This is a genomic window from Gammaproteobacteria bacterium, from assembly GCA_029882975.1.
In the GTDB taxonomy this organism is placed as follows: domain Bacteria; phylum Pseudomonadota; class Gammaproteobacteria; order SZUA-152; family SZUA-152; genus JAJDNG01.
Window position 1 is genome coordinate 64,957 of sequence record JAOUJW010000014.1, and the last position, 22,919, is coordinate 87,875.

17 protein-coding genes and 2 pseudogenes are annotated in these 22,919 nt (G+C 48.4%); 12 read left to right on the forward strand and 7 right to left on the reverse strand.

Features of this window, described 5'->3' with window-relative positions; genetic code table 11:
- Positions 1-7: 7 nt before the first annotated feature.
- The 3 genes from vgrG to OEY58_11925 form a co-directional block, all read right to left on the reverse strand.
- Positions 8-2,122 (reverse strand): type VI secretion system tip protein VgrG, encoded by a 2,115-nt coding sequence (gene vgrG / locus OEY58_11915; GenBank protein MDH5326159.1) that lies wholly within the window; start codon positions 2,120-2,122, stop codon positions 8-10.
- A 246-nt stretch (positions 2,123-2,368) separates the two neighbouring features.
- Complete coding sequence (locus OEY58_11920; protein MDH5326160.1) at positions 2,369-2,674, reverse strand: hypothetical protein; 306 nt, start codon at positions 2,672-2,674, stop codon at positions 2,369-2,371.
- Positions 2,675-2,749: 75 nt separating this feature from the next.
- Positions 2,750-5,569 (reverse strand): PAS domain S-box protein, encoded by a 2,820-nt coding sequence (locus tag OEY58_11925; protein MDH5326161.1) that lies wholly within the window; start codon positions 5,567-5,569, stop codon positions 2,750-2,752.
- Between the two features lie 289 nt (positions 5,570-5,858).
- Here OEY58_11925 and OEY58_11930 point away from each other — a divergent pair, with 289 nt between their 5' ends.
- The 7 genes from OEY58_11930 (at position 5,859) to OEY58_11960 (ending at position 13,165) form a co-directional block, all read left to right on the forward strand.
- On the forward strand, positions 5,859-7,277 hold the full coding sequence (locus OEY58_11930) for a form I ribulose bisphosphate carboxylase large subunit (protein MDH5326162.1): 1,419 nt from the start codon (positions 5,859-5,861) through the stop codon (positions 7,275-7,277).
- A 69-nt stretch (positions 7,278-7,346) separates the two neighbouring features.
- Positions 7,347-7,703 carry a ribulose bisphosphate carboxylase small subunit gene (locus OEY58_11935; GenBank protein ID MDH5326163.1) on the forward strand — a complete coding sequence of 119 codons (357 nt, stop codon included), beginning with the start codon at positions 7,347-7,349 and terminating at the stop codon, positions 7,701-7,703.
- Positions 7,704-7,820: 117 nt separating this feature from the next.
- On the forward strand, positions 7,821-8,132 hold the full coding sequence (locus OEY58_11940; GenBank protein ID MDH5326164.1) for a hypothetical protein: 312 nt from the start codon (positions 7,821-7,823) through the stop codon (positions 8,130-8,132).
- Positions 8,133-8,217: 85 nt separating this feature from the next.
- The gene (locus OEY58_11945) at positions 8,218-9,039 is read left to right on the forward strand and encodes a CbbQ/NirQ/NorQ/GpvN family protein (protein MDH5326165.1); all 822 of its coding nucleotides are present in this window, start codon (positions 8,218-8,220) and stop codon (positions 9,037-9,039) included.
- A 92-nt stretch (positions 9,040-9,131) separates the two neighbouring features.
- Positions 9,132-11,471, forward strand: coding sequence for a nitric oxide reductase activation protein NorD (locus OEY58_11950; protein ID MDH5326166.1), 2,340 nt, complete (start codon positions 9,132-9,134; stop codon positions 11,469-11,471).
- Between the two features lie 114 nt (positions 11,472-11,585).
- A complete protein-coding gene (locus OEY58_11955) occupies positions 11,586-11,984 on the forward strand; it encodes a hypothetical protein (GenBank protein ID MDH5326167.1) in 399 nt (132 codons plus the stop codon).
- A 29-nt stretch (positions 11,985-12,013) separates the two neighbouring features.
- Entirely contained in the window at positions 12,014-13,165 is a 1,152-nt protein-coding gene (locus OEY58_11960; protein MDH5326168.1) for a hypothetical protein, read from the forward strand.
- Here OEY58_11960 and OEY58_11965 read toward each other — a convergent pair.
- On the reverse strand, positions 13,162-13,461 hold the full coding sequence (locus OEY58_11965) for a hypothetical protein (protein ID MDH5326169.1): 300 nt from the start codon (positions 13,459-13,461) through the stop codon (positions 13,162-13,164). The two genes, OEY58_11960 and OEY58_11965, sit on opposite strands and share 4 nt — an antisense overlap.
- A 568-nt stretch (positions 13,462-14,029) precedes the next feature.
- Between OEY58_11965 and OEY58_11970 the strand changes: the two genes are divergently transcribed.
- Both OEY58_11970 and OEY58_11975 read left to right on the forward strand, forming a co-directional pair.
- Complete coding sequence (locus tag OEY58_11970) at positions 14,030-14,854, forward strand: phosphate/phosphite/phosphonate ABC transporter substrate-binding protein (GenBank protein ID MDH5326170.1); 825 nt, start codon at positions 14,030-14,032, stop codon at positions 14,852-14,854.
- 31 nt (positions 14,855-14,885) lie between these two features.
- On the forward strand, positions 14,886-16,379 hold the full coding sequence (locus tag OEY58_11975) for an ATP-binding protein (GenBank protein MDH5326171.1): 1,494 nt from the start codon (positions 14,886-14,888) through the stop codon (positions 16,377-16,379).
- Between the two features lie 30 nt (positions 16,380-16,409).
- Here OEY58_11975 and OEY58_11980 read toward each other — a convergent pair whose 3' ends face one another.
- The gene (locus OEY58_11980) at positions 16,410-17,714 is read right to left on the reverse strand and encodes a DCC1-like thiol-disulfide oxidoreductase family protein (GenBank protein ID MDH5326172.1); all 1,305 of its coding nucleotides are present in this window, start codon (positions 17,712-17,714) and stop codon (positions 16,410-16,412) included.
- Positions 17,715-17,737: 23 nt separating this feature from the next.
- Entirely contained in the window at positions 17,738-18,268 is a 531-nt protein-coding gene (locus OEY58_11985) for a hypothetical protein (GenBank protein MDH5326173.1), read from the reverse strand.
- 446 nt (positions 18,269-18,714) lie between these two features.
- On the opposite strand from OEY58_11985, the pseudogene OEY58_11990 reads away from it, so the two are divergent.
- The 3 genes and pseudogenes from OEY58_11990 to OEY58_12000 all read left to right on the forward strand — a co-directional run bounded on the left by OEY58_11990 (position 18,715) and on the right by OEY58_12000 (position 21,953).
- Positions 18,715-20,604: pseudogene (locus OEY58_11990) on the forward strand (transglycosylase domain-containing protein).
- A gap of 303 nt (positions 20,605-20,907) precedes the next feature.
- A pseudogene (locus OEY58_11995) lies at positions 20,908-21,180 on the forward strand (peptidase).
- A gap of 251 nt (positions 21,181-21,431) precedes the next feature.
- On the forward strand, positions 21,432-21,953 hold the full coding sequence (locus OEY58_12000; GenBank protein ID MDH5326174.1) for a glutathione peroxidase: 522 nt from the start codon (positions 21,432-21,434) through the stop codon (positions 21,951-21,953).
- 60 nt (positions 21,954-22,013) lie between these two features.
- Here OEY58_12000 and htpX read toward each other — a convergent pair whose 3' ends face one another.
- A complete protein-coding gene (gene htpX / locus OEY58_12005) occupies positions 22,014-22,916 on the reverse strand; it encodes a protease HtpX (GenBank protein MDH5326175.1) in 903 nt (300 codons plus the stop codon).
- Between the last annotated feature and the right edge of the window lie 3 nt (positions 22,917-22,919).

Sequence of the window (22,919 nt, forward strand, 5' to 3'; positions counted from 1 at the left end):
CACATGGTTAATTTTGAAGTATTTTCTTGCCTTTGATGATGACATCGCCGGAGCCCTTGATTTGTATTTTCTTACCGTTTAGGGAAACGTCGCCGTTTTTTTCCAGAGTGAGTGTTGCCTTGCCCACTTTTATGGTGAGCTTGTCTTTGATTTCGATGACGCCGTTTTTGGCGCCGTTGATACTGAAATCATCACCGGCGCTGAAGGACATTTTTTTACCGGAACTCACGCTAATGTCTTTGCCGGCGTTAACACTCTTATTGTTGCCAATGTTCTCCGAGCTGTTGGCGCCCACATTTACCGATTTTGCGGCACCAATTTCTTCGGCCTTGGCCGCACCAATGGTTTCGTTCATGGCAGCGCCCACGGAAATCTGATACGCGCCGCCAATGCTGGTGGCCTTGGCCGCTGCAACATTCTCGGTTTTGGCCGCGCCCACGTTAATGGACTGGTTTGAACCCACGCTGGTGGATTGATTAACACCCACACTCACGGTTTGGTTGTTACCTACGGTTTCCGTATCATCCACCGCTACAGTGGTCGTGCGGTTATTGTTGATGGTGTCGGTTTGATCGTTCTGTACGGTCGTATCCATGTTGAACTGGGCGTGGATGGTGATCATCTCTTCGCCCTTAGTGTCATTCATGGACATTTCGTTATAGCCGCCGCCACCGGGGGTGCTGTTGGTTTTCATGCCGGCCACCATGCCTTTGGCGGGCAGTTCGTAGGGCGGTTTGGCTTCGCCGTTGTACAGTCTGCCGGTGATGATGGGCTGGTCGGGGTCGCCTTCTAAGAAGTCGACGATGACTTCCTGGCCGATGCGCGGGATTTGCACGCCGCCCCAGTTTTTACCGGCGGTGGGGTGGGAGACGCGAATCCAGCAGGAGCTGTTTTCGTCCGCTTGTCCGGCGCGGTCCCAGTGGAATTGCACTTTGACCCGGCCGTGTTCGTCGGTGTGTATTTCCTGGCCGGACGGTCCGACGACAATGGCGGTTTGTGGGCCCTGCACGCTGGGCTTGGGTGTAAGACGCGGGCTGCGAAAGGTAACGCTACTGTTCATGCAGGAGAAGCTGCAGGTGTAGGTTTCCTCTTGGCCACTGCGTGAGCCACCGATAGCGCCACTGCTGTAGACGCCGGCTTTTATGATGTGTTCTGCCGAGGTGATCAGATACTCGCGGTTTTGATCCATGCGAGGGTGTTGTGCCAGCTCGAACAGGGCGCCCACCATGAGGCCGCGGGCGTTGCCTTCACCGTTGAGAATTTCATGCTGCGCTTTGAGTTCTTCGATGCGTTTGCGCACGTATTCTTCGCCGTCACCGCGTTCGGGGTATTCGCCGGGATAATCGAAAATTTCAAAATCATCCATGGCGTGCTGGCCGGGCATGTCGCGCTTGACTTTGAGGTCCGTGCTGGGTGTTTTGAAATTAAAGTCATTCAGGGCATAAGAACCGGGCTGTACTTCCCGGGTCACAAACCAGTCGGAAATGTGGTCACGTTCGCGTTGGCGTACGCTTTCCGGGTAATAGGGAATTTGTTCGTAACCGCTTTGAGTGCTGTGAGCTTCAATGGAATCGGACAATACCAGGGTGTGTTTGTCCTTATCATGCTTGAAGTAATAATAAATACCTTCCTGCTCCATTAGGCGGCTGACAAAGTTAAAATCCGTTTCCCGGTACTGGACGCAGTATTCCCAGGTTCGATAGCTGTCACTGAGTTTTTCCTCGAAATCGGAGAAGCCGTGGTCGCGAAAGACTTGCTTGATGATTTCAGGTGCAGTCTTTTGCTGAAAAATGCGGCAATTGGAGGTGCGGGTTAAAAACCACAGCCAGGGACGCAAGGTCACTTGGTATAAGTGGTGACTTTCTTGGATACCGGCGTAGCTGAAACGGGTGGCATAGCCGTGAAAAAATCGTTTGGTTCCATCCGGGCGGCTTAAGCGCACCGTCATGGTTTGTCCCAGGGCATCGGTGAGTTTGATATTGGGGTCGGTGCTGGCCACTTCCAGCTCGAATTCAAAACAACGCCCCATTTGCTCTCGCGCATTCATGGAGTGGAACAATAAGATGTTCTCACCCAGCGTGGTGCTTAGCTCAACTTCCCTGGCTTCCTGAAGCAGTATCATAGGATACCTTTATGCGTATTTGCTCGCTATATAATCAATTTATGGCGTGTGACACTTTGTTCCACAGCCGATCAGGATACCGCTCGATACTGAAAAACTACACCTGTGGCTTGGTTTGTGTCAACTCTCAAACCGGAAAATACATGATTTTCTGTTTATTCTTTACGTCAATCATAAGCGGCTATGGGCTACACGGAAATTACATGCATTAGGAAGCTGATTTCTGGGTTAGTTTTATGCGGTTTTCTAGGGTACTACTTGCGAATGGCTGTAGGATTTTATGTAATTCATGTCGCGTTCCAACAAGTCCATGCTGTGTTCTATATCCAGCATATCGTGGCCGACGTTAACATTAGCCGATATTGGGTGGTTGGAGTATAGCGCTGCGTTTTGTAACACGGCGTTGCTTGAAGTTGGGGCTGGGTTTGTTTCGTTAATTTCCTGAAACCCGGATGTGTTCAGTAGTTGAGTCGGAAGTTTTACCGGAGTTATGTAAACGGTCAAGCCAATTCCCAAAACGGTGGCGAGCACCACAAATACGGTTTTTTTCATCTTTCTTCCCTGTATTGGTTTGTTATATTGTAGACGATTAATGCAGGATCCCAAGTCTTTTGTGAATAATTACGTTTATGTTTTCAGGGTTTGTTCGACAGGTTCTTCGATGGGCAATTTGACGCAAAAGCTTGTGCCAACATCGGGTGTGCTTTTCACTGATATGGTGCCTCCCATGAGGTCTACTAAACTTTTAGTGATCACCAAGCCGATACCGGTTCCCTCAATATTGGTTCTTTCCGCGCCGAAGCGTTGAAAGGCGGTAAATAATATTTCTTGTTTTTCCTTTGATATCCCCACGCCGGTGTCGGCCACGGTGATAGCCAGGTTTTTTTTGGATTTTTTGCAGCTGAGACTAACTTTCCCATTAGGTTTGTTGTACTTAACCGCATTGGAAAGTAAATTGAGTAAAACTTGCTTAAGCCGCACTCTGTCTGTAAACACGCTGGTATTGATCTTGGAGTCGGGCGTCAGTTGGAATTGAATATTTTTTGCTTGGGCCATGGGTTGGATCAAGTGTTCGCACTCTTCTATGACATGACGCAGTGATGTATTTTCTTTGTGAATGGTAATGGTGCCGGCTTCAATTCTTTCCAAGTCCAGGATATCGTTGATCAGTGCCATGAGATGTCTGCCCGCGACATTGATTTCATTGACCAAATCTAAATGTTCGTCAGATAAATCCTCCACCGCTAGAATTTGGGCAAAACCTAATATGGCATTCATGGGGGTACGTAGTTCGTGGCTCATGCTGGAAAGGAAATCCGATTTGGCGCGATTGGCTTTTTCAGCGATATTCTTGGCTTCTACTAACTCTCTTTCGGTTTTTATGCGCCAACCCAGTTCGTGTTCCAACCGCTGCAAAAGAATTTTACTGGACAGAGTGTCGGAGACTCGCTGCGCGATGTCGTGGAACAAACGCTGTTCATCAGAGCTCCAGTTGCGGTTCTTGCGGCATTGATGCAATCCCAACATCCACGGTTTGCCGTCTCTGGGGTAGATGGCGATACTGATTTGAGATTTAACCGGAACGATCCCGGCTACAGCAGCGCTGCCCTCCAGATTGGAAAAATCATGTACCACAGGCTTGTCGCTGGATAGGATCTGTCTGCCAATAGCGCGTATGGCATCAGTCATTGGAATACTGACTTGCTGTACATAAACGCCGGGGTAGTCCGGGTGGGTGGCCTCAACCGGTATTTGGAAAGACTCGGCCTCCGTATCCAGCGGATACAGTAACCAGGCCCTTTCCACGTCAAAAATATTCAAAAGTTCTTCCATGGCCAGGAAGAGAGTGGTACTCAGGTCGCTGGTTCCGGAAAGAATGCGGGAAATCTTGTCCAAACTTTGAAAATACTGGCCATTGGCTTCTTTCATTTGTTCCGCTTGCTTGCGTTGGGTAATGTTGCGTACCAGCATCATGGCTTCGTTCTTGCTGATGGCCGCGACCCGGGCCTCGTATTCAGTATGGTTCTCTCTATCGGTATACTCAAACGTTATGGTTTCACGAGCGTCCAAGGACTGCATGACATAGGTTTTGATCTTAGCGCTGATTTCTACCGGAAATAGTTCATTAATATTCCGGTAGGCATCCGTGGCAGCTTGGCCGACTTGCGCCGCTTTGATTTCGCCATCGCGATTAAGCTGAAAAATTTTATCGGGAACGGCGTTCAACAAGGCAATCGCTTCGGCTTGATGTTTCTTTAGTGCGTTCTGGGTGCGGCGTTGTTCGGTCTGGTCGGCAATAACCGCGATGATGCCCTTAACTGTTTTTGTGTCACTCTTAAGCGATGCTAAGGAAATGGAAGCGTGAAATTCGGTTTTATCTCTACGAACCAGGGTTCGTTCCATTTTGTGGGTGCCCTCTGTGTGCAGGGGTTCAAGCAATTCGGAGTAGATGCTTAAATGTTGCGACGCCGGGTAGATGCTCAATATGGACCTACCGATCATATGATCGGGGGTGTAGTTAAAAATTCGTTGGGCTCCCCAGTTCCAACTGGTGATGAATCCTTCCAGGTCGGTGGCAATGACGGCCTCGTTTATCTGGTTAATGATAGCTGCCTGTTCTTTGACTTGTGCGGTGCGTTCGGCAATGCTGGACTCCAAATCATCACGATAGCTAAGTAATTGTTGTTCAGAGAATTTTTGGTCGGTTATATCCAAAATAAAGCCATGCTTAAGGACGGAGCCGTCGTCCAGAAGGTGCGGATGAGTGCGGGTTTGAAACCACTTAAGTTCTCCCGACTTGGTATACAAGCGAAATTCAGCAGTGTGGTCCTGTAGTTGCTCCGCTGAGCTGAAAATGCGTTCGCGCAGGGTTCCCACGTCATCGGGATGTACTGCGCCAAAAGCAACCGCCGGATTGGCCACCACGTCCTGACTGCTGATGCCCGTGATGCGAGCGAAGCCTTCGCTCATGAAGGGGACTTCCAGTTTTCCGTCAGGGGTGACTAATAACTGAAACACCGCTCCGGGTACACTGGCGGCGACTTCCTCGTATCGGGTTTCGCTTTCCTGCAGCAGTTTTTTGTCAGCAAGAACCTTGTCGGTAACATCGCAAAGAGAGCAGACGATGCCGGCTACAGCGCCATTGTCATCAAACAACAGATCGGTGGCGATATCGTAATATTGAGCCTTAGTGTCGCTATTTTCCCCAAATGACAGCAATTCAGCATAACTGCGGCTGGGAAATTTACTGCTGAGACTGTGTTGTATGATTTCCAGAACCGGGGCGGGGAGGTGTGCGCTAAGGTTTTTCTGCAGTTCGGTCGTGCTGACTTTACAAACTTCCAAAAATGCGGGATTAGCGTGGAGGAAGTAGAGCTGCTCATCCAGGAACAAGTGGCAAGTGAGCGTTTGTTCCAGAAAGCTTCGCGTCAATTCATTTGATTCCAAATATGAACCCTTTACACATAACCGTTCTATGGGATTAAGTCTTTTTTGTTTTTTTAGTGTATTCGCTACCAACCATGGGGGCCATCAATTTTTAGAAAAAAATTGATAATTTCAGTAGGTTTTTTTGAGTTTTACAGTTATATCTTTGAAAACAAAGACATATTAACCATATATAAATGCTTATGCTTTCCATCATTATTATTTAATTTACATTATGCATTGGCTGGGCAATACTGCATGCCCTGATACCAACAGAGTTTATTTTTTTCAATCCTAAGAGGAATTGCGAATGGCTAAGAAATATGATGCGGGCGTAAAAGAATACCGCGAAACGTATTGGATGCCGGAGTATACACCAAAAGACACCGACATCCTGGCTTGCTTTAAAGTAACCCCACAACCTGGCGTTCCGCGTGAAGAAGTTGCCGCGGCGGTTGCTGCAGAATCTTCAACCGGTACTTGGACCACTGTATGGACCGACTTGTTGACCGACCTGGATCACTACAAAGGCCGTGCCTACGCTATCGAAGACGTACCCGGCGATGACACTTGTTTCTATGCATTTGTAGCTTACCCCATCGACCTGTTCGAAGAGGGTTCCGTGGTTAACGTTATGACCTCTTTGGTTGGTAACGTATTCGGATTTAAAGCTCTGCGCGCACTGCGTCTGGAAGATGTTCGCTTCCCGATTGCGTACGTTATGACTTGTAATGGGCCGCCTCAAGGTATTCAAGTTGAGCGCGACATTTTGAACAAATACGGTCGTCCTCTGTTGGGTTGTACCATTAAGCCGAAATTGGGCTTGTCCGCGAAAAACTACGGCCGTGCTTGCTACGAAGGCCTGCGTGGTGGTTTGGACTTCACCAAAGACGACGAAAACGTAAACTCTCAGCCTTTCATGCGCTGGCGTCACCGTTTCGATTTCGTTATGGAAGCTATTTTGAAAGCTGAGCAGGAAACCGGCGAGCGTAAAGGTCACTACCTGAACGTAACCGCTCCTACTTCTGACGAAATGATGAAACGAGCTGAATACGCCAAAGAAATCGGCGCTCCCATCATTATGCATGACTACATCACTGGTGGTTGGTCTGCTAACACTCAATTGGCTCAATGGTGTCAAGACAACGGCATGTTGCTGCATATCCATCGCGCTATGCACGCCGTATTAGACCGTAACCCGCACCACGGTATTCACTTCCGCGTACTGACTAAGATCCTGCGTCTGTCCGGTGGTGACCATCTGCACTCCGGTACCGTTGTAGGTAAGCTGGAAGGTGATCGTGACGCTACCCTGGGTTGGATCGACATCATGCGTGACAGCTACATCAAAGAAGACCGTTCACGCGGTATTTTCTTCGATCAAGATTGGGGCTCAATGCCTGGCGTTCTGCCGGTTGCTTCCGGTGGTATTCACGTATGGCACATGCCTGCGCTGGTTAGCATCTTCGGCGACGACTCCGTACTGCAGTTCGGTGGTGGTACTCTGGGTCACCCCTGGGGTAACGCAGCGGGCGCAGCGGCTAACCGTGTTGCGGTTGAAGCTTGTGTTGAAGCACGTAACCAGGGCCGTGAGATTGAGAAAGAAGGTAAAGACATTCTTATCAACGCGGCTAAGAGCAGCCCGGAACTCAAGATGGCTATGGAAACCTGGAAAGAAATCAAATTCGAATTTGATACGGTTGACAAGCTGGACGTGTCCCACAAATAAGCTGAAATCACAGGGTGGGCGTCAGCCCACCCCATGTGGAATTGGAACTGTTTAATTGGAGTAAAACCAATGAGTGATATGCAAGATTACAAATCGAGCTTGAGCGATACATCAAGCCGTAAGTTTGAAACTTTTTCATACTTGCCTGCTCTGACCCCCGAGCAAATCCGTGCCCAAATCGAGTACATCGTCGGCAAGGGTTGGAACCCGGGTATCGAACACACTGAGCCGGAAAATGCCCGTGGCAACTACTGGTACATGTGGAAACTGCCTATGTTCGGTGAGACCAACGTTGATGCTATTCTGGCTGAAGTGGAAGCTTGCCACAAAGCTCACCCGGATAATCACGTTCGTCTGCTGGGCTTTGATAACTATGCGCAATCTGCCGGTGCTGCGATGGTCATTTATCGCGGTAAAGTCGTTTAATCGCGCAGGGTTCAAAGTTAAGTAATACCAGGAGCCCCTGCCCGGCCGCAACCGGCCAGGGGTTTTCTTGTCAAGAGCGCCAGAACTTAATAAGAACTGATTTAGAGAGTTACAAAGATGGCAAAACCGGATAAGTACGTAGGCATCAACAATGACATAAATGGTGGCATGACCACTATTGGAAAAATTATTCGTGATGCGTGGGTATTTGGCCTGCTTCCCGAAACGGAAACCTGTGAAGGTTGGAATTTGGCGGGCATCGATGCTTTGCTGCAGAAGGTAAACGACGAATGGGATAAATACGGTTGTCTGGTTACCCATTTGCCGGAAGATTTGCGCAAACGCCATGAAGCAATACACGGCGAAGCGATGAAAAACGCTCGGGCTGCCGGGTGGTCCGGAGAAACCGAGACCGATGATGAGGATTAGAGCTCTGAAGGAACTTCAGGGGACAACCGCTACCAGCGTAGCTGTTTAGGTAAATTTCAAACTTCAAAACAATCGAAGGTGTGTTATGTCAAAGAGTGATATCACAGTTGATCCAGCTCAGTATGTTATAGAAACTGAACCCTACTACGAACCCGTTGCAAATGAAGTGGAGTTGTACGAGGCTGCATACAGCGCGCGTATGCCGGTCATGTTAAAGGGACCGACCGGTTGTGGAAAATCCCGGTTTGTGGAGTACATGGCTTACAGGTTGAAACGCCCTTTAATCACGGTGGCTTGTAACGAAGATATGACGGCGTCCGATTTGGTGGGTCGATTCCTGCTGGACAAAGACGGAACCAAGTGGCAGGACGGACCATTAACTACAGCAGCGCGCATCGGTGCCATCTGCTATCTGGATGAAGTGGTCGAAGCACGCCAGGATACGACGGTGGTTATCCATCCGCTAACTGACCACCGTCGTAGCTTGCCGCTGGACAAAAAAGGCGAGCTCATCGAAGCACACAAAGATTTTCAATTGGTGATTTCTTACAATCCCGGTTATCAAAGTCTCATGAAAGACTTAAAACAATCCACCAAGCAGCGTTTTGGTGGGATGGATTTTGACTACCCGGACGAGAAAATCGAAACGGCTATCGTATCCAAAGAGTCCGGTGTGGACGCGGACACTGCACACAAGCTGGTACAAATTGCCCATCGTACCCGTAACCTTAAAGGTCACGGCCTGGACGAAGGTATTTCCACTCGTTTGCTCGTATACGCAGGCCAATTAATTGGCAAAGGTGTGGAGCCGGTTGCCGCTTGCAGCATGACCATGGTAACCCCTTTGACCGATGATCCGGATATGCGTGATACCTTAAACGCGGCAGTGCAAACGTTCTTTAGTTAAGATCCCTGTTCCGGCAGTTGAAAATTGTCGGGGTTGGTGGGTAAGAGCATAAGCAGTTAGTCATTTTGCGGATTTGCGCTTAGGTAAAGAAGATGTCGATAAAACTCGAAGATTACGAAGATTACATTAGCGGTATCGCCCCTGAAGTTCGTAGTGTGCTGGAAGGAACTTTCCAGGAAGCGGCCAGGGTTATGTCCCCGACCGGTTTGCAAGAATATCTGGACGGTGCCAAGGCCCTTTGTAACCTGGGGCGGGGCAAAGGGGTGGTGATATCCTATTTGCAACAAATGCCATTGGTTGCAAAAGAGTGTGGTGAAGACATCATTAACGATTGTCTCACCGCAGCCATGAAGCTGTCTTCCATGACCTCCGGTGAGGTGATCGCGCTGTTGTTTGACAGCTTACCGACGGCATCGCGCCGCCTCGGCGATGCGGAGCTGTTGCGTGGGTATCTTACCTTGGTCCATCAGTTGGCATCCACGGCGGCTCGGGGCGTGCGACCCATGCTCAATCACATTGACGAGCTTTTGTCCAAGTTAACCTTAAGTGGCTTGAGGCGTTGGGCTAATTTTGGTGCCGAGGCCTATCGTCGGGATTTTAATAACCTGACCTCCTATTTTAACCTGGAATCCCAGGACAGCCGGGCCATGTTGCAGAAAGAGCGCCGTGGTACGCTGTTTATCGACACGCAAAGAAAGTTAAATTTTTATTTGCGTGCGCTTTGGGGGCGGGATTTCTTTTTGCGACCGACCGGTGCGGACTATACTGATTTTCGACCTTACATTGCCTCCCATGTGTTACATATGCCGGATGCGGTGGACAGTATCGGAGATATTGCCGGTTTGGAATTGTATCGTGCCACAGCTGCGCACATGGCGGCACATATTTGTTATACCCAATCGCGTATCTCTGCTGAACAACTCAGCCCTGCACAGCTGTTTTTTGTTGGCTTTGTTGAAGATGCCCGCATTGAATACAAGGCCATCAAAGAATTTCCCGGTTTGAAAAATCTGTGGCGTTCATTGTTGGATGTTGCCTTTGAAGGCGATGTGGAACACAAGACCATGTTGGTATTGGAGCAAGTTGCTCTCATGCTGCTCGACGCCAATGTTAAAACCGATGACGCTGAATTAAATGCATTTTGTGAAAAATTCCACGCCAATATTGAAACAGAGCAGGACAACAATGAGTTTTCCTGGCATCTGGGTATGGAGTTGTTTAATCTCTTTTCCACCCGCAAAGAAGTGCCCAGTCTGCGTATTCTGGAGCGAATCCGGATTCCCTATCGTGATGACAACCGTTTCGTGTGGGAGTTTGAAGAATTCACTTTTGAGGTAATGAACCAATACGTGGCTGCCAGTCAACGCCAAGTGCGCAAGACCGTCAGTGTAGTGGAAATGGCCAATGAAGTGGATTGCGAACTGGCGGGAGACGATGCTCAGGAGATTTGGACTTGTCCAACCGAAATGTTTCCCTATGAAGACGATCTGGAAAAAACCAAAAGTTTTAATGTGATGTGGGGCAAGGAGCCGGTTTCCGAACCGTTCCACTATCATGAATGGGATTATCATATTCAATTGCATCGCCCGGATTGGGTAACCGTTTACGAGCGACGCCAAGCCAAAGGCATGGTTCAAGACATTGAAAAAATTATGCTCGAATACCGCCCCGTAGCATGGCGAATCAAGCAGATCATTGATTTGTTGACTCCGGAAGGCGTACAGCGGGTACGCAATATGGAAGATGGCGATGAAGTGGATATTAATGCCGCCGTTGATGCCATGATTTCCATTCGTATGGGGGAGCAGCCCAATCCTCGAATAACCATGCGCAATGTGATTAAAAATCGCGATCTTTCCGTGGTGGTATTGATGGACTTGTCCGAGTCCACCAATGAAACCGTATCCGGTTCCGACAAAACCGTACTGCAACTCACCCGTGAGGCCGCAACTTTGGTGGCTACGGCGATCAACGGTATTGGTGATCCATTTGCACTGCACGGTTTCGCTTCCGACGGTCGTCATGACGTGCAGTACTACCGGTTTAAAGATTTTAATCAGCACTTCGATGATGACGCCAAATCCCGTTTGGCGGGAATGAAAGGCGGTTTGTCCACTCGCATGGGTGCGGCCTTGCGTCACGCCGGTAAGCATTTGTTGAAACAGCCGGAAAAGCGAAAGTTAATCTTGTTGGTGACCGATGGTGAACCGGCGGATATTGATGAGCGTGATCCGCAACATTTGCGTCACGATACGAAAAAAGCGGTGGAAGAACTCTACAGCAAGGGCGTGTTGACCTACTGTCTTACTTTGGATCCTCACGCCGATGCGTATGTGAAACGCATATTCGGTGCTAACAACTATACTATAATTGATCATGTGCAGCGTTTGCCGGAGAAGTTGCCGCAGTTGTTTGCCAGCTTAACTGCTTAAGTTCCTGCCTGTCGCTGCTCAGTGGGTCTTTGGCCGATTTTTACAGCCGCCAAAGACTGCATGACCAAAGACTGCATGACCATAGTATAAGAGTATGGTAGTAGAGGACGTAAAATGCACGAACGCTTGGAAGGTTTGCCGGTATACGAACTCAGGCAATGGGAGTTGGATGCCAATTACTTCAATCACGTGCAAGTTGCACTGCATCGTTTGAGTCAGAGTCTTCGATTTGCCATCCCTAAATTAAAGCATCTGGATTTAATCTTGGACGCAGATGCCTGGATTGTGGTGGATCGTGTTCAAGGGGATGTGCCCGTGGTAGCGTGGACGGCGTTTCAAACCCAACATCGGGATAATTTATTCGAACCCATCAAGTGCGAGTTGCGCAGCTATCATGCCCATGCCGATTTAATCCTACAACGAACTTTGGAAGCAATGGAACTGTTGCTGGGTGAACAGTTGGCCGATGGATCATTTGAAGCCAACAATGTCATTGAATTCAGAAGCTCCTGATTTTCTCTCTTTAAGGATTCACCTTTTTCATGGAATGGTTAATCTATAAAAAGCAGTTACTGATAGCTGCTGTATCCCTTGTTGCTCTCAGTGTGGTGTTGATCGTCATGTTGGCGACAGACACGGACGCGGATTTGTCTTCTCTTAACACAAAGTCTCAACCCAGTGTGCACAAAGCTCAGTTGGGAGCGGAACAAAACATTGGTGATTATACTTTGTTTCCAATGCCCCCAATCTTAGCGGAAAGCCAGTTGGACGAGATACTCGTTCGGGGGGATGCGCTCTGGATAGGATCGGATAAGGGCTTAGTCAAAGTACAAGGCAAGACGCTGACTCTATACCGCCAATTTGAGAATGTGGCTTACGAGATGGTGCGCGAATTGGTGGCTCTGCCGGATGGTATTGCTGTGCAGCTAAGCTTGGCCCATTCCTATGGTAAGGAGACGGCATTGGGCAGCTATGTATTTAACACTCAATTGGAACAATGGCAAAAAGTGGGTGATACCGCCATGGCTCAGGCTTGGCTGGACGGCTATTTGTACCAGGCCAACACAGGTTTAATACGGCGCAATCCGGAACAGGATTGGAAGCAAGAACCGGTGCTGGATTCTGTGTGTCAAGGTGCTCCCAGCAGCTTAACCATGCGGGCTATTGACGCCGAAATATGGCTGGTGGGTGACGGTAGTTTTGTGGATAACATCGGGGTGAGGACGTTTGGTTGTGGCGTACTACGCTATAGCCCGAAAAACCAGGAGGCTCGTCTGTATACCACAGAACATGGCCTTAATCACAACAGCGCCTGGGATATTGCCGGGGGCATGATGGGGCAGGGCAGTGGTGTCTATGTGACCCACTGGCTTAAAGATATTTATGTCAGCTTATTGGAGCCGGGTGCCAAGCAATGGGTTTCGCTGATTGGTGCCGGAACCGGAAACAACATGGCAGTTCATGAAGAGAGCGTTTGGCTGGCCTCCACGTTTGCATCCAAACCTATTATTACTGTGGGGCGAGATGCAGTAACCGGGCGCAGTTTGGCCCCCATTGATAGAAACGAAGTAGTGTCAGCAGTCGCGTTTCAAGGACCGCGACTGTGGTTTACTACATCGGCTAAGGTATGGATACGAGGTAAATCCTCGATACGTTCCCGTTTGGGGTATACGTTAGTAGCAAAATCCGACTAATTGACCAGAGGAAACAACTCACTAATGCTGCGATTGTGTCCGGCTAACAAGGATAAATTGTTGCTGAACTCCGGTTTGTCGCAAGGTGTAGCCGAAAACTCTACAGCCAGTTCTGCGGTCAAGGGTGAAAAATACACCGTAAAACAATTGGATTTCAAATCATAACGGGAAAATACCGCCATATTGTTTGGTTTACCCGAACGCTCAAAAAGCGAATAGAATTCTTGTTTAATTTTCTTAGAGGGTGCAAAGGCATCGATGCCATCACCCAAATCCACAGAGTACCATGTAGGCATGAGTCTGACCTCCCAGATAATATATTGATAAGTGCCACCCGAAAAAACAGCTGGTTGGTAATGCCTACATCGGCATGTCCAAGCGATGGAAATAGGAATTGGGTCACAGAAGTTAACCCTTAAATCCTATTTAGAAAAAATTCTTTAGAGTTGGAATTGTCTTTTTACAAAAAATTAGCATGTAATCTGTCGATGAAGAAGAAAAATAGTCAGTATCTGCTTGTGAGGGTGGAAATTTTCCAAGCATTGGCTATATAATTAAAAAGCAAGGGAAGTTAAGCAGCAGCAAGGCAGAGTAGGGGAGTGTGCGCACTCCCTTTCTCTTAAGACCCGCCACAATTTCGAGTACGATTTTACCTTAGCTTCCGATCCTTCGTTAGCCCCAATATTTTCATCGTTTCCTACCTTCTCAATCACAAATCCAAGTGGTGTGATCTAGCTAGTTGAGGTTTGTAACATATCAATTTGTGAAAAGGCGTTGTTAGGGCTTAATAAATCTTAATAATTGACGACATAATTGTATACTTTTTATTTACATTCCTACGAACCGCAATGCTAGGGGAAACTTATGAACATTCGAAAATCGGTGTTGTCATTCTGGCTAGCTTTAATGGTCTGCTTGCCTGCCAGCGCAAATAATTCCAAACCATTAGAAATGGGAGTTTTTCCATTTTTGCCTGCACGAGAGTTAGAGAACATCTTCGCGCCTATGGCGGCCTCCATTAGTGATGCACTGGGGAGAGAAATCCAATTTCGATCCAGCCTGAGTTATCGGAATTTTATGGAGCGCTCTGACTCGCAAATATACGATATCGCGTTTGTTCAGCCCTTTGACTACATTCGACTTGCGGATAAACACGACTATGTGCCGTTGGCATCGCGAGGAGAGGAGTTGGCTGCAGTATTAGTGGTTAAAGAAGACGGTCCCATCAAAACTATTGCGGATCTGAAGGGCAAGCGTTTGGCTTTACCTCCTGATGTTGCAGCGGTGAGCCGCTTGACCAAAGCGCTGTTAATAGAAAACGGAATCAATCCGGAAAAAGATATGGAAGTTCGTCACATGCGTTCTCATGTTTCCTGCATGCAACAAGTACTAGTAGGTCTGGCGGACGTATGTGGTACAGCAGCACCCCCTATCCGCTTTTTTGAGGCTAAGATGAAAACCAAATTCAATCGCTTAGCCAAGAGCCGAACGATTCCTCACAGTCTCTACATTGCCAATAAGCGTTTGCCAGTAGAGCTGCGAAATAAAATTCGGGCTGCCATTCTGGGTTGGAGTAAAAACGAAGAAGGTATAATGTTACTGAAACGCGGTCGAATGAAACCGTTTGTTGCGGTTGAAGATAAAGATTATGATGTGATTCGTGATTTGGTCAAATTGCTCGAAAAATAGACTACGTATCCATTGGTGTGGATAAGCCGCAATGAACAGCATTTCCTTCAAGTATCGTATCGCCATTGTATTTTTTATATTAGTAGCAATTATTATGGCGTTTACCTTGTGGCTGACTTTATCCCGTTCCTTGGATGAAAATCGTAAGCATTTGATCATCAATGAAAATGTGATAGTGAAGCAGATTATAGATTTAAGCCGTATTGCTTTATTCACATTGGAATTTGACGATTTACAGCCGTATATCGAGCAGTATGTGGAAGATCCACATGTGGTGAAAATACTGGTTGCAGATCGCAAGGGCAGGGTTCTCGTGAGCAGTGCGGTGGAGGATCTTGGTAGCACCATTCCGACCATGGTGGATGACAACGACCGGTTCTGGCGCGTGGAGGAGATTAGTAATACCTCGGGTGTGTTGGGAATATTGGCAGTGAACTTTTCCCATGCGGAGTTAATCGAGGTTAATCGTCAGGTGATGGAGCTTGGGGTTAAGATCGCTGTGATCAGCATGATCGTAACCGCCGTGGTTGGAATGTTGTTGGGTATTTTGCTCACCCGGAGATTAAGTGCACTGGCTCAGGCCGCCAGTAAATTTGCATCCGGTAACCTAGACATGCGTGTCAAGTTAAAAGGTTCGGATGAAGTGGCTGTGGTGGGTACGGCATTTGACAACATGGCTGACTCCATCGCCAAGTATGTGTATGAGCTGCGTCAAAGTCAGTCCCGCTTACGTGAAGCCCATGACGATCTGGAAAACCGAGTCCGGGATCGCACACAAGAGTTGGCGGTGGCCAGAGACGAAGCGTTGAAAGCCAGCCAGACTAAAAGTAAATTTTTGGCCAGTATGAGTCACGAGTTGCGCACCCCACTAAACGCCATTTTGGGTTACAGCGAACTTCTGAAAGAAGAGGCCGAACACAATAAGGATGAAACACTGGTTAGCGATTTGGGGAGAATCAACTCGGCCGGAACCCATTTGCTCAGTTTGATCAATAACATACTCGATTTGTCCAAAATCGAGGCGGGGAAAATGGATTTTTTCCCCACGTGGGTAGAGGTCAAACCTTTTGTGGATGAAACCATTCTGACCATGGAGCCCTTGTTGGCTAAACACAACAATAAGTTCAGTGTGCACTACGATGGTGATCTTGGGCAAATGTATGTGGATAAAACCAAAATTCGCCAGGTGTTAATCAATCTGCTCAGTAATGCGACTCGTTTCGCCGAAGGTAAGGCCATTCGTTTGGAAGTTTCTCGTATGCGAGGTGGTAAGGACGAATGGATGGTGTTCGAGGTGGCGGACGAAGGTGTGGGTATGGATAGCAACAAACTCAATGAAATTTTCAATGAGTTTTCACAGTTGGATAGTGCCAGAAAAGATAACAAAGGAACGGGTTTGGGATTGCCCATCAGTCAAAAAATATGTTGTTTAATGGGCGGTGAAATCACGGTGAAAAGTGAGCTGCATTGCGGTTCCACGTTTCGCGTTCGGATCCCATCTCGCATGGCAGCTAATGCATCCTAGGCTTTGGTTTAAAAGTTACGGTTACGGATGTTAAGAGAGTTTCGACGTCTGTTTTCTTGATCGAAACAACCCGGCAGACAATTGTTGCCGATGGTCGGCAATCCAGCGGTAAACTGCTCGACCAATGAGGCGGCTGAATATGGGAATGTAGTACAGCGGCGCAAACCACCAGGTTCCCGGTGTACGTAGAACCACATATCGGTAGGCATCGAAGCCGGCCAGAGGGGGCTTGTTTTCAACTACTGTATATAATGCGTGTTCAAGGTCTTCCTGCGGTACCAGCGGTGATGGGTCGCTACGATAATTACGCGTCTGAATCTGGTTTAAACCGTCAAACGCAAGAAACAGGGCCATGGAGTTTTTGCAAAAACCGCAGGCGCCGTCATAAATTATTTCCATGCGTGATACTTTTCTTTTCCACCACTGGCCGGCAGCCTGGTACCATTCTCGGCGCATAAAGGCGAGGTGCCCGAAAACCATAACTGTTGCGAAATAATACATGCCCAATAATACGGCGATACTGACATGCAAAAATAGAGCGGAGGCCAGTACGTAGGGTCGGGTTTTGTGTTGCCAAATAAAAAAGGGATAGGCAATTTCAATTAATATGGTGCCATATGCCATGAGCTGAATCATCCAGTACTGGTGTGCAAACATACCCAGAGGGAAAAAAGCGGTTTCGTTGTTGGTTATGGCAATCCAGGGAGCATCACCTTGCAACCACGTCTCTCCACGCAACTTGGAAACACCTGAGGAATAATATATTACCGCCATTTGCAACTGTATCAGACGTTGGCCGGCAAAACCCCGGTAACTGTTTAAAAGGGCGGGGCGTTGATCCAGACCATAGGCAATCTTGTGTTTTGCCACTTGTCGTATACGGTCTACGCTCAAAGCGTTGCCAACGGGTGCGATGCACAGGGGGACCAGTAGGGCAACCATGACACTATCAACGCCATAGAACAGAAGCTCATTGCGGTTGAAATAGCTTAAGTGGCCCAGTAGAACCAGCCACTTGACCCATGAGGTTTGCCAGCCCACAAAGAAACAAAAGCACAAGAGGACAAAAACGTAGTGAAAAACCAATACCTGCCAGGGGTGGTCCAACAGACCAAAAACGGAAAAAGAAACTAAATACTGTATCTCCGGGACGACGTCTCGGCTGAATAGACCGTCGTTACTGTAAAGGATCAATACATCCTGGGGGGATAGCATGACATAGTTGAAAAACAACAAAAACCCCAGGCCCAGACGCAGGACTTCCAGGGGTAAGGTGTTTTTATCCTGAAACCAGATGGTGTGCCATGCGTGTACGATTTTGTCTATGCCGGTCATAGGAATTGGTTAATCATGTTTGTTTAACAGGGGAACGGTCCAAAGATATGGGTGTCCAAAAAAGGAGGGTCCGTTGGGCGGTAGCCTGCTTTATAGTCGCGTGGTGTGAATCGTTTTTGTTTTTGTAAAACAAAACTGATTTCTCGGACACTGCCTTGGTGTTGTGCACATAAAAAACGTGCCACGCTTTTATCATACCCGCGTTGTTGCGCGTAATTCGGTGCAGAAAACAGGTATACATAAAAGTTTGTATAGCGAAAATAAGCGTGGTCAAGCTTGTGATGTGCCTGCGTTAATGGGTAAGTCTTGGTTTGCCCGCTACGGTCAACCGCTTTATAGCTCATAATGCTGCCCAAGAATGGATTGGGTGCGTAAAACGGCCATTCGTCGTTGAGATGCAGCAAGTTAAGGTAGGGGCCATAGGCTGTAATCAGTTTGTCGCGTGCAGAGCCCTTGTTCAAAGGGCCTACTACGGTAATACCCACTGCATGCCAAACAATAAACAAGGAGAGAATCAGAGAGCCGATCCGCTGGGGTACTAAGCGTTTATCCATGCTTACAATCCGTGCTGAGAGAGTGACTGGTGACTATTGTCACACCGAGTGCCATGGTACCACAATGCCAAAAACGGACGTTTTTCGCACAATTCATAAATTTGTCTCTCATCGGCTTTTAAATCGGGTATACTGCACCTGTTTCGACGTTCAGTGAAACCCGTTCTCACCGGCTATTTTTCAGCCCGGCTGATTATGTTTTGCAGGCATGCGGCATAATAGTTGCTGCACACTGTAGTTAAAGTTAAAGTTAAAGTTTGGCGACTTCGCGTAAACGCCCGGTTGCACCGGTTTGTGCAAAAAACAATCAACTCTTTCTGATTTTGTTAACGCGAATCCGTCAATAATGGAGAAGAGTGGTACTCATGAGATCCAGAATACGTAGGGTGCAGGAACAGAAATTATCCCACAAGTTATTGAAATACGGCTTGATAGCTTCCATAGCTATGGGCGCGTTGGGTGCACTGGCAATTGGGGTGGCCTATTTAATCATTAAGCCGCAGTTGCCTGACATCGAAGCCTTGAACGAAATTAAATTGTCCGTACCTTTACGCATTTACTCGGCTGATGACACTTTGTTGGCGGAATTTGGACAAAAAAAGCGCACACCCTTAAATTATGAGCAACTACCACAGGATTTAGTCAACGCGTTTATAGCCGCCGAGGATACCCGCTTTTTTGAACATGGCGGCGTGGATTATCGCGGTCTTGCGCGGGCCGTATTTCACTTGATTCGTACCGGGCGCAAGGGGCAGGGTGGTAGTACTATTACCATGCAGGTGGCACGAAACTACTTCTTAAGTCGCAAAAAGACCTATTTGCGCAAAATGAAAGAAATTTTTCTGTCCTGGAAAATGGAAGAACTCCTCTCCAAAGAAAAAATTATGGAGTTGTATCTCAATAAGATCTATTTGGGTAATCGGGCGTATGGCGTGGCGGCGGCCGCTCAAGTCTATTATGGCAAATCGGTGGATGAGTTGACCCTGCACCAAATGGCTATGATTGCCGGGTTGCCTAAAGCCCCCTCACGCTACAATCCTATCGTCAACCCACGCCGGGCTTTGTTACGAAGAGCCTATGTGCTCAGTCGTATGCAGGAACTGGGATTTATTGATGAAGCTCAATTTACGGAGGCTAATGAAGCCGTGGATGAGGCCAGTGTTTACGCGGCCAACTATGAAGTCAATGCGCCTTATTTGACCGAAATGGTGCGGGACGAGATGGTGAAGCTCTATGGCGAGGAAGTGTATGACTCCGGCTATAAAGTGTATACCACTATTGATTCCCGCTTACAAAAAGCGGCGAATGTGGCTTTGCGTAACAACTTGATGGAATACGATCGTCGTCACGGTTATCGGGGCCCGATTGGTTTTCTCGAATTGGAAACCGATTTAAGAATGGAAGATATTGATGACGAAACTTTTTCCGTTCTCGATAATGCGGTGGCAGACTACCCGCAACGGGGTCATTTGTTACCCGGGATTGTGGTAGGTGTTAACTTGTTGGGTGCACCAGCCGCCAATGCTACAGGAGAAGAGCCTAAAGTTGACGGTGGAAGTGTTACGGTTTTTCAACCAAAGTACGCCAACCTGCTGACTATTCCGTGGTCCGGTATCGAGTGGGCTAAACCCTTTGTGGATAGAAATGCCGTGGGCGAAGCACCTACATCGGTGGATCAGGTCTTGCGCCGTGGCGATATCATCTATGTAGAGCGCATACCGCTACCTGCAGAGGCAACGGCGCAACCCGTTGGCGAAGCAGGTGACGATACTCCAATCATGGAAAGGGAAACCTGGCGTCTGGCGCAAATCCCGGAAGTTGAAGGTGCGTTGGTCTCCTTGGAGCCTCACACCGGCGCGGTTAAATCTTTGGTGGGCGGATTCGATTTTCATAAGACCAAGTTCAATCGTGTCGTTCAGGCGAAAAGACAGCCGGGCTCAAACTTTAAGCCCTTTATTTATTCCGCCGCTTTGGAAAAATGTTTTACCCCTGCATCCATTATCAATGACTCACCCATCGTGATCCAGGATTCCGACGGTAACCCTTGGCGACCGGAAAACGACAACGGTAAATTTCAAGGGCCGTTGCGATTGAGGGTGGCGCTGACTAAATCCGTTAACCTGGTTTCAATTCGATTACTGCAGAGCATTGGCGTTTCTTACGCGGTGGATTATGCTAAGCGCTTTGGGATTGACGAAAGTAGTATGCCCCGAAACCTGACCTTGTCTTTGGGTACGGCATCTGTACCACCCATGAGCGTGGTGCGTGGTTACGCCGTGTTCGCCAATGGGGGATATCTGGTGGATCCCTATTTTATCGAGCGAATTGTGGACTCTGATGACAGACCCTTATATCTTGCACCCAAGATTGTATTAGAGGACGAAACCGCACAGCGTGACGGCGGCTTACTGGAAACATCAGCAGATGGTTTTAACGGTTCAGTCAACGGGGCGCTGGGTGTTCTCGGTAATGCTGATGAAAGCATTAATGGTAATGGCAACAATGCCATTAATGGAACCAACACTGAGATGGAAGCCATGTCCAGTGAGGCTCAAGTAGCGGATGTTGCTGCCGAGACGAATAGCTACATTCCTATTGTGCAGCAAACCAAAAGCCTGAAACCGGTCATCAGTAAAAAGAATGTGTTCCTTATGACCAGTATTATGCGTGATGTCGTTAAGCTGGGAACGGGGCGCAGGGCCTTGGTCTTGAACCGCGATGATCTGGCCGGTAAAACCGGTACCACCAATGACCAGGTCGACGCCTGGTTCTCAGGTTTCAATGATCAAGTGGTTACCACCGCATGGGTTGGATTCGATCATCCGCAGACTCTGGGGCGGGGCGAATACGGTGGTCGTGCTGCTTTACCTATGTGGATTGATTATATGCGCGAGGCGCGAAAAGGGGTGCCGGAACATGTTCTTACTCAGCCCGCCGGTGTTTCTACCGTACGAATTGATCCTGAAACCGGTAAACCGGCTCCCACCGGTGTGGACGGGGCCGTGTTCGAATACTTCGACTCCCAATGTTTACCCGATAGCGGGGACGAAGGTGGGAGTGGAGGCGCAGCACCTTTAGCGACCCCCACCGGAGGCGGCGAAGAGCAAGGTTTGGGCGATTTGTTTTAAATATGGCGCGTATTGCTCTTTTTTTATTGGCATGGATGATGGCAGCTCAGAGTTTCGCTGCAAACCAATGTCCGCAGACCTTACAGTTTCAAAAGCGCGTTTTAGCAGGCGAAACGGTCGTAGATTTGTGTCGGCAATATGCTGGGAAAGTGCTGGTGGTGGTGAATACAGCGAGCAAATGCGGATTTACTCCTCAGTACGAAGGCTTGGAAAACCTGTATCGTCGCTACCGTGATCAGGGCTTGGTGGTATTAGGCTTTCCGTCCAACGATTTTGGCGGGCAGGAACCGGGCGGAGAAAAAAAGATCCAGGAATTCTGTCGTCTGACTTATGGGGTGGAGTTCCCCATGTTTGAAAAAACCCACGTCGCAAAAAATAACGCCGACCCGCTTTACCAAACCTTGGGACGCATCGCGGGCGAATTTCCTCAGTGGAACTTTCATAAATATATCCTGGATCGAAAGGGGCGATTGGTTGCCAGTTTTAACAGCCGGGTGACACCGCTAAGCTCAACTATGACGGAAACGATAGAAAAACTACTGCGGGAAAAGCCGTAAGATTAAAGTTGCTAATAAAAAACGCCGGACAGTTCCGGCGCTTTTTATTGATAGGTTCCCTTAGTGAGAATGAACGTAAGAACGATCTCCTTCGAGCCGTGCAATACGCTCTTCCAGTGGCGGATGCGACATAAATAAACGCTTCAGCCCCGAACCCAGGCCGCCACTAATGCCGAAGGCAGCCAGTTGATCCGGTAAATGAGGTTGGTTTGCCGAGGCTTGTAGGCGTCGTAGCGCGGCAATCATTTTACCACGGCCGGCCAGATCGGCACCTCCGGCATCGGCACGGAATTCCCGTTGGCGACTGAACCACATTACGATAATACTGGCTAATATGCCCAATACAATTTCCGCGATGATAGCAGTAATCCAAAACGCAGGACCGTGACCCCTTTCCACTTTGAACACCACCCGGTCTACAACATGGCCAATGACACGAGAAAGGAATATAACAAACGTATTGACTACCCCCTGTATCAAGGCCAGTGTCACCATGTCGCCATTGGCCACATGGCTTACCTCGTGACCCAACACGGCTTCGGCTTCATCCCGCGTCATGCTGGTCAAAAGACCGGTACTTACGGCGACTAAGGCATTATTGCGCGACATACCGGTGGCAAAGGCGTTTACATCGGGGGCATCGTAGATCGCCACTTCGGGCATACCAATACCGGCTTGTTGGGCTTGACGGCGAACCGTTTCCACCAACCATTGTTCCTGGCTGGAGCGCGGAGACTCAATGACTTGCGCCCCGGTAAATCGTTTTGCCGTCCACTTGGACATGGCCAAAGAAATAAAAGATCCGCCAAATCCAAATACGGCAGCAAATACCAGCAAATTATTAATATTCAGCCCCACTCCTTGCTGGTCCAGAATGGTGTCAACTCCCAAAATCCGTAATGAAATACCCAGCACCAGCACGATGGCGATGTTGGTTACCAAAAACAGGACAATTCGTTTCATTAT

Bases quoted from the DNA above. Each gene is read 5' to 3' on its own strand.
- OEY58_11985 (MDH5326173.1), bottom strand. From the start codon at position 18,268: ATGGATAAACGCTTAGTACCCCAGCGGATCGGCTCTCTGATTCTCTCC.
- OEY58_11935 (MDH5326163.1), top strand. From the start codon at position 7,347: ATGAGTGATATGCAAGATTACAAATCGAGCTTGAGCGATACATCAAGC.
- OEY58_11955 (MDH5326167.1), top strand. From the start codon at position 11,586: ATGCACGAACGCTTGGAAGGTTTGCCGGTATACGAACTCAGGCAATGG.
- OEY58_11960 (MDH5326168.1), top strand. From the start codon at position 12,014: ATGGAATGGTTAATCTATAAAAAGCAGTTACTGATAGCTGCTGTATCC.
- vgrG (MDH5326159.1), bottom strand. From the start codon at position 2,122: ATGATACTGCTTCAGGAAGCCAGGGAAGTTGAGCTAAGCACCACGCTG.
- OEY58_11920 (MDH5326160.1), bottom strand. From the start codon at position 2,674: ATGAAAAAAACCGTATTTGTGGTGCTCGCCACCGTTTTGGGAATTGGC.
- OEY58_11970 (MDH5326170.1), top strand. From the start codon at position 14,030: ATGAACATTCGAAAATCGGTGTTGTCATTCTGGCTAGCTTTAATGGTC.
- OEY58_12000 (MDH5326174.1), top strand. From the start codon at position 21,432: ATGATGGCAGCTCAGAGTTTCGCTGCAAACCAATGTCCGCAGACCTTA.
- OEY58_11980 (MDH5326172.1), bottom strand. From the start codon at position 17,714: ATGACCGGCATAGACAAAATCGTACACGCATGGCACACCATCTGGTTT.
- OEY58_11950 (MDH5326166.1), top strand. From the start codon at position 9,132: ATGTCGATAAAACTCGAAGATTACGAAGATTACATTAGCGGTATCGCC.
- OEY58_11965 (MDH5326169.1), bottom strand. From the start codon at position 13,461: ATGCCTACATGGTACTCTGTGGATTTGGGTGATGGCATCGATGCCTTT.
- OEY58_11975 (MDH5326171.1), top strand. From the start codon at position 14,886: ATGAACAGCATTTCCTTCAAGTATCGTATCGCCATTGTATTTTTTATA.
- OEY58_11945 (MDH5326165.1), top strand. From the start codon at position 8,218: ATGTCAAAGAGTGATATCACAGTTGATCCAGCTCAGTATGTTATAGAA.
- OEY58_11940 (MDH5326164.1), top strand. From the start codon at position 7,821: ATGGCAAAACCGGATAAGTACGTAGGCATCAACAATGACATAAATGGT.
- OEY58_11930 (MDH5326162.1), top strand. From the start codon at position 5,859: ATGGCTAAGAAATATGATGCGGGCGTAAAAGAATACCGCGAAACGTAT.
- htpX (MDH5326175.1), bottom strand. From the start codon at position 22,916: ATGAAACGAATTGTCCTGTTTTTGGTAACCAACATCGCCATCGTGCTG.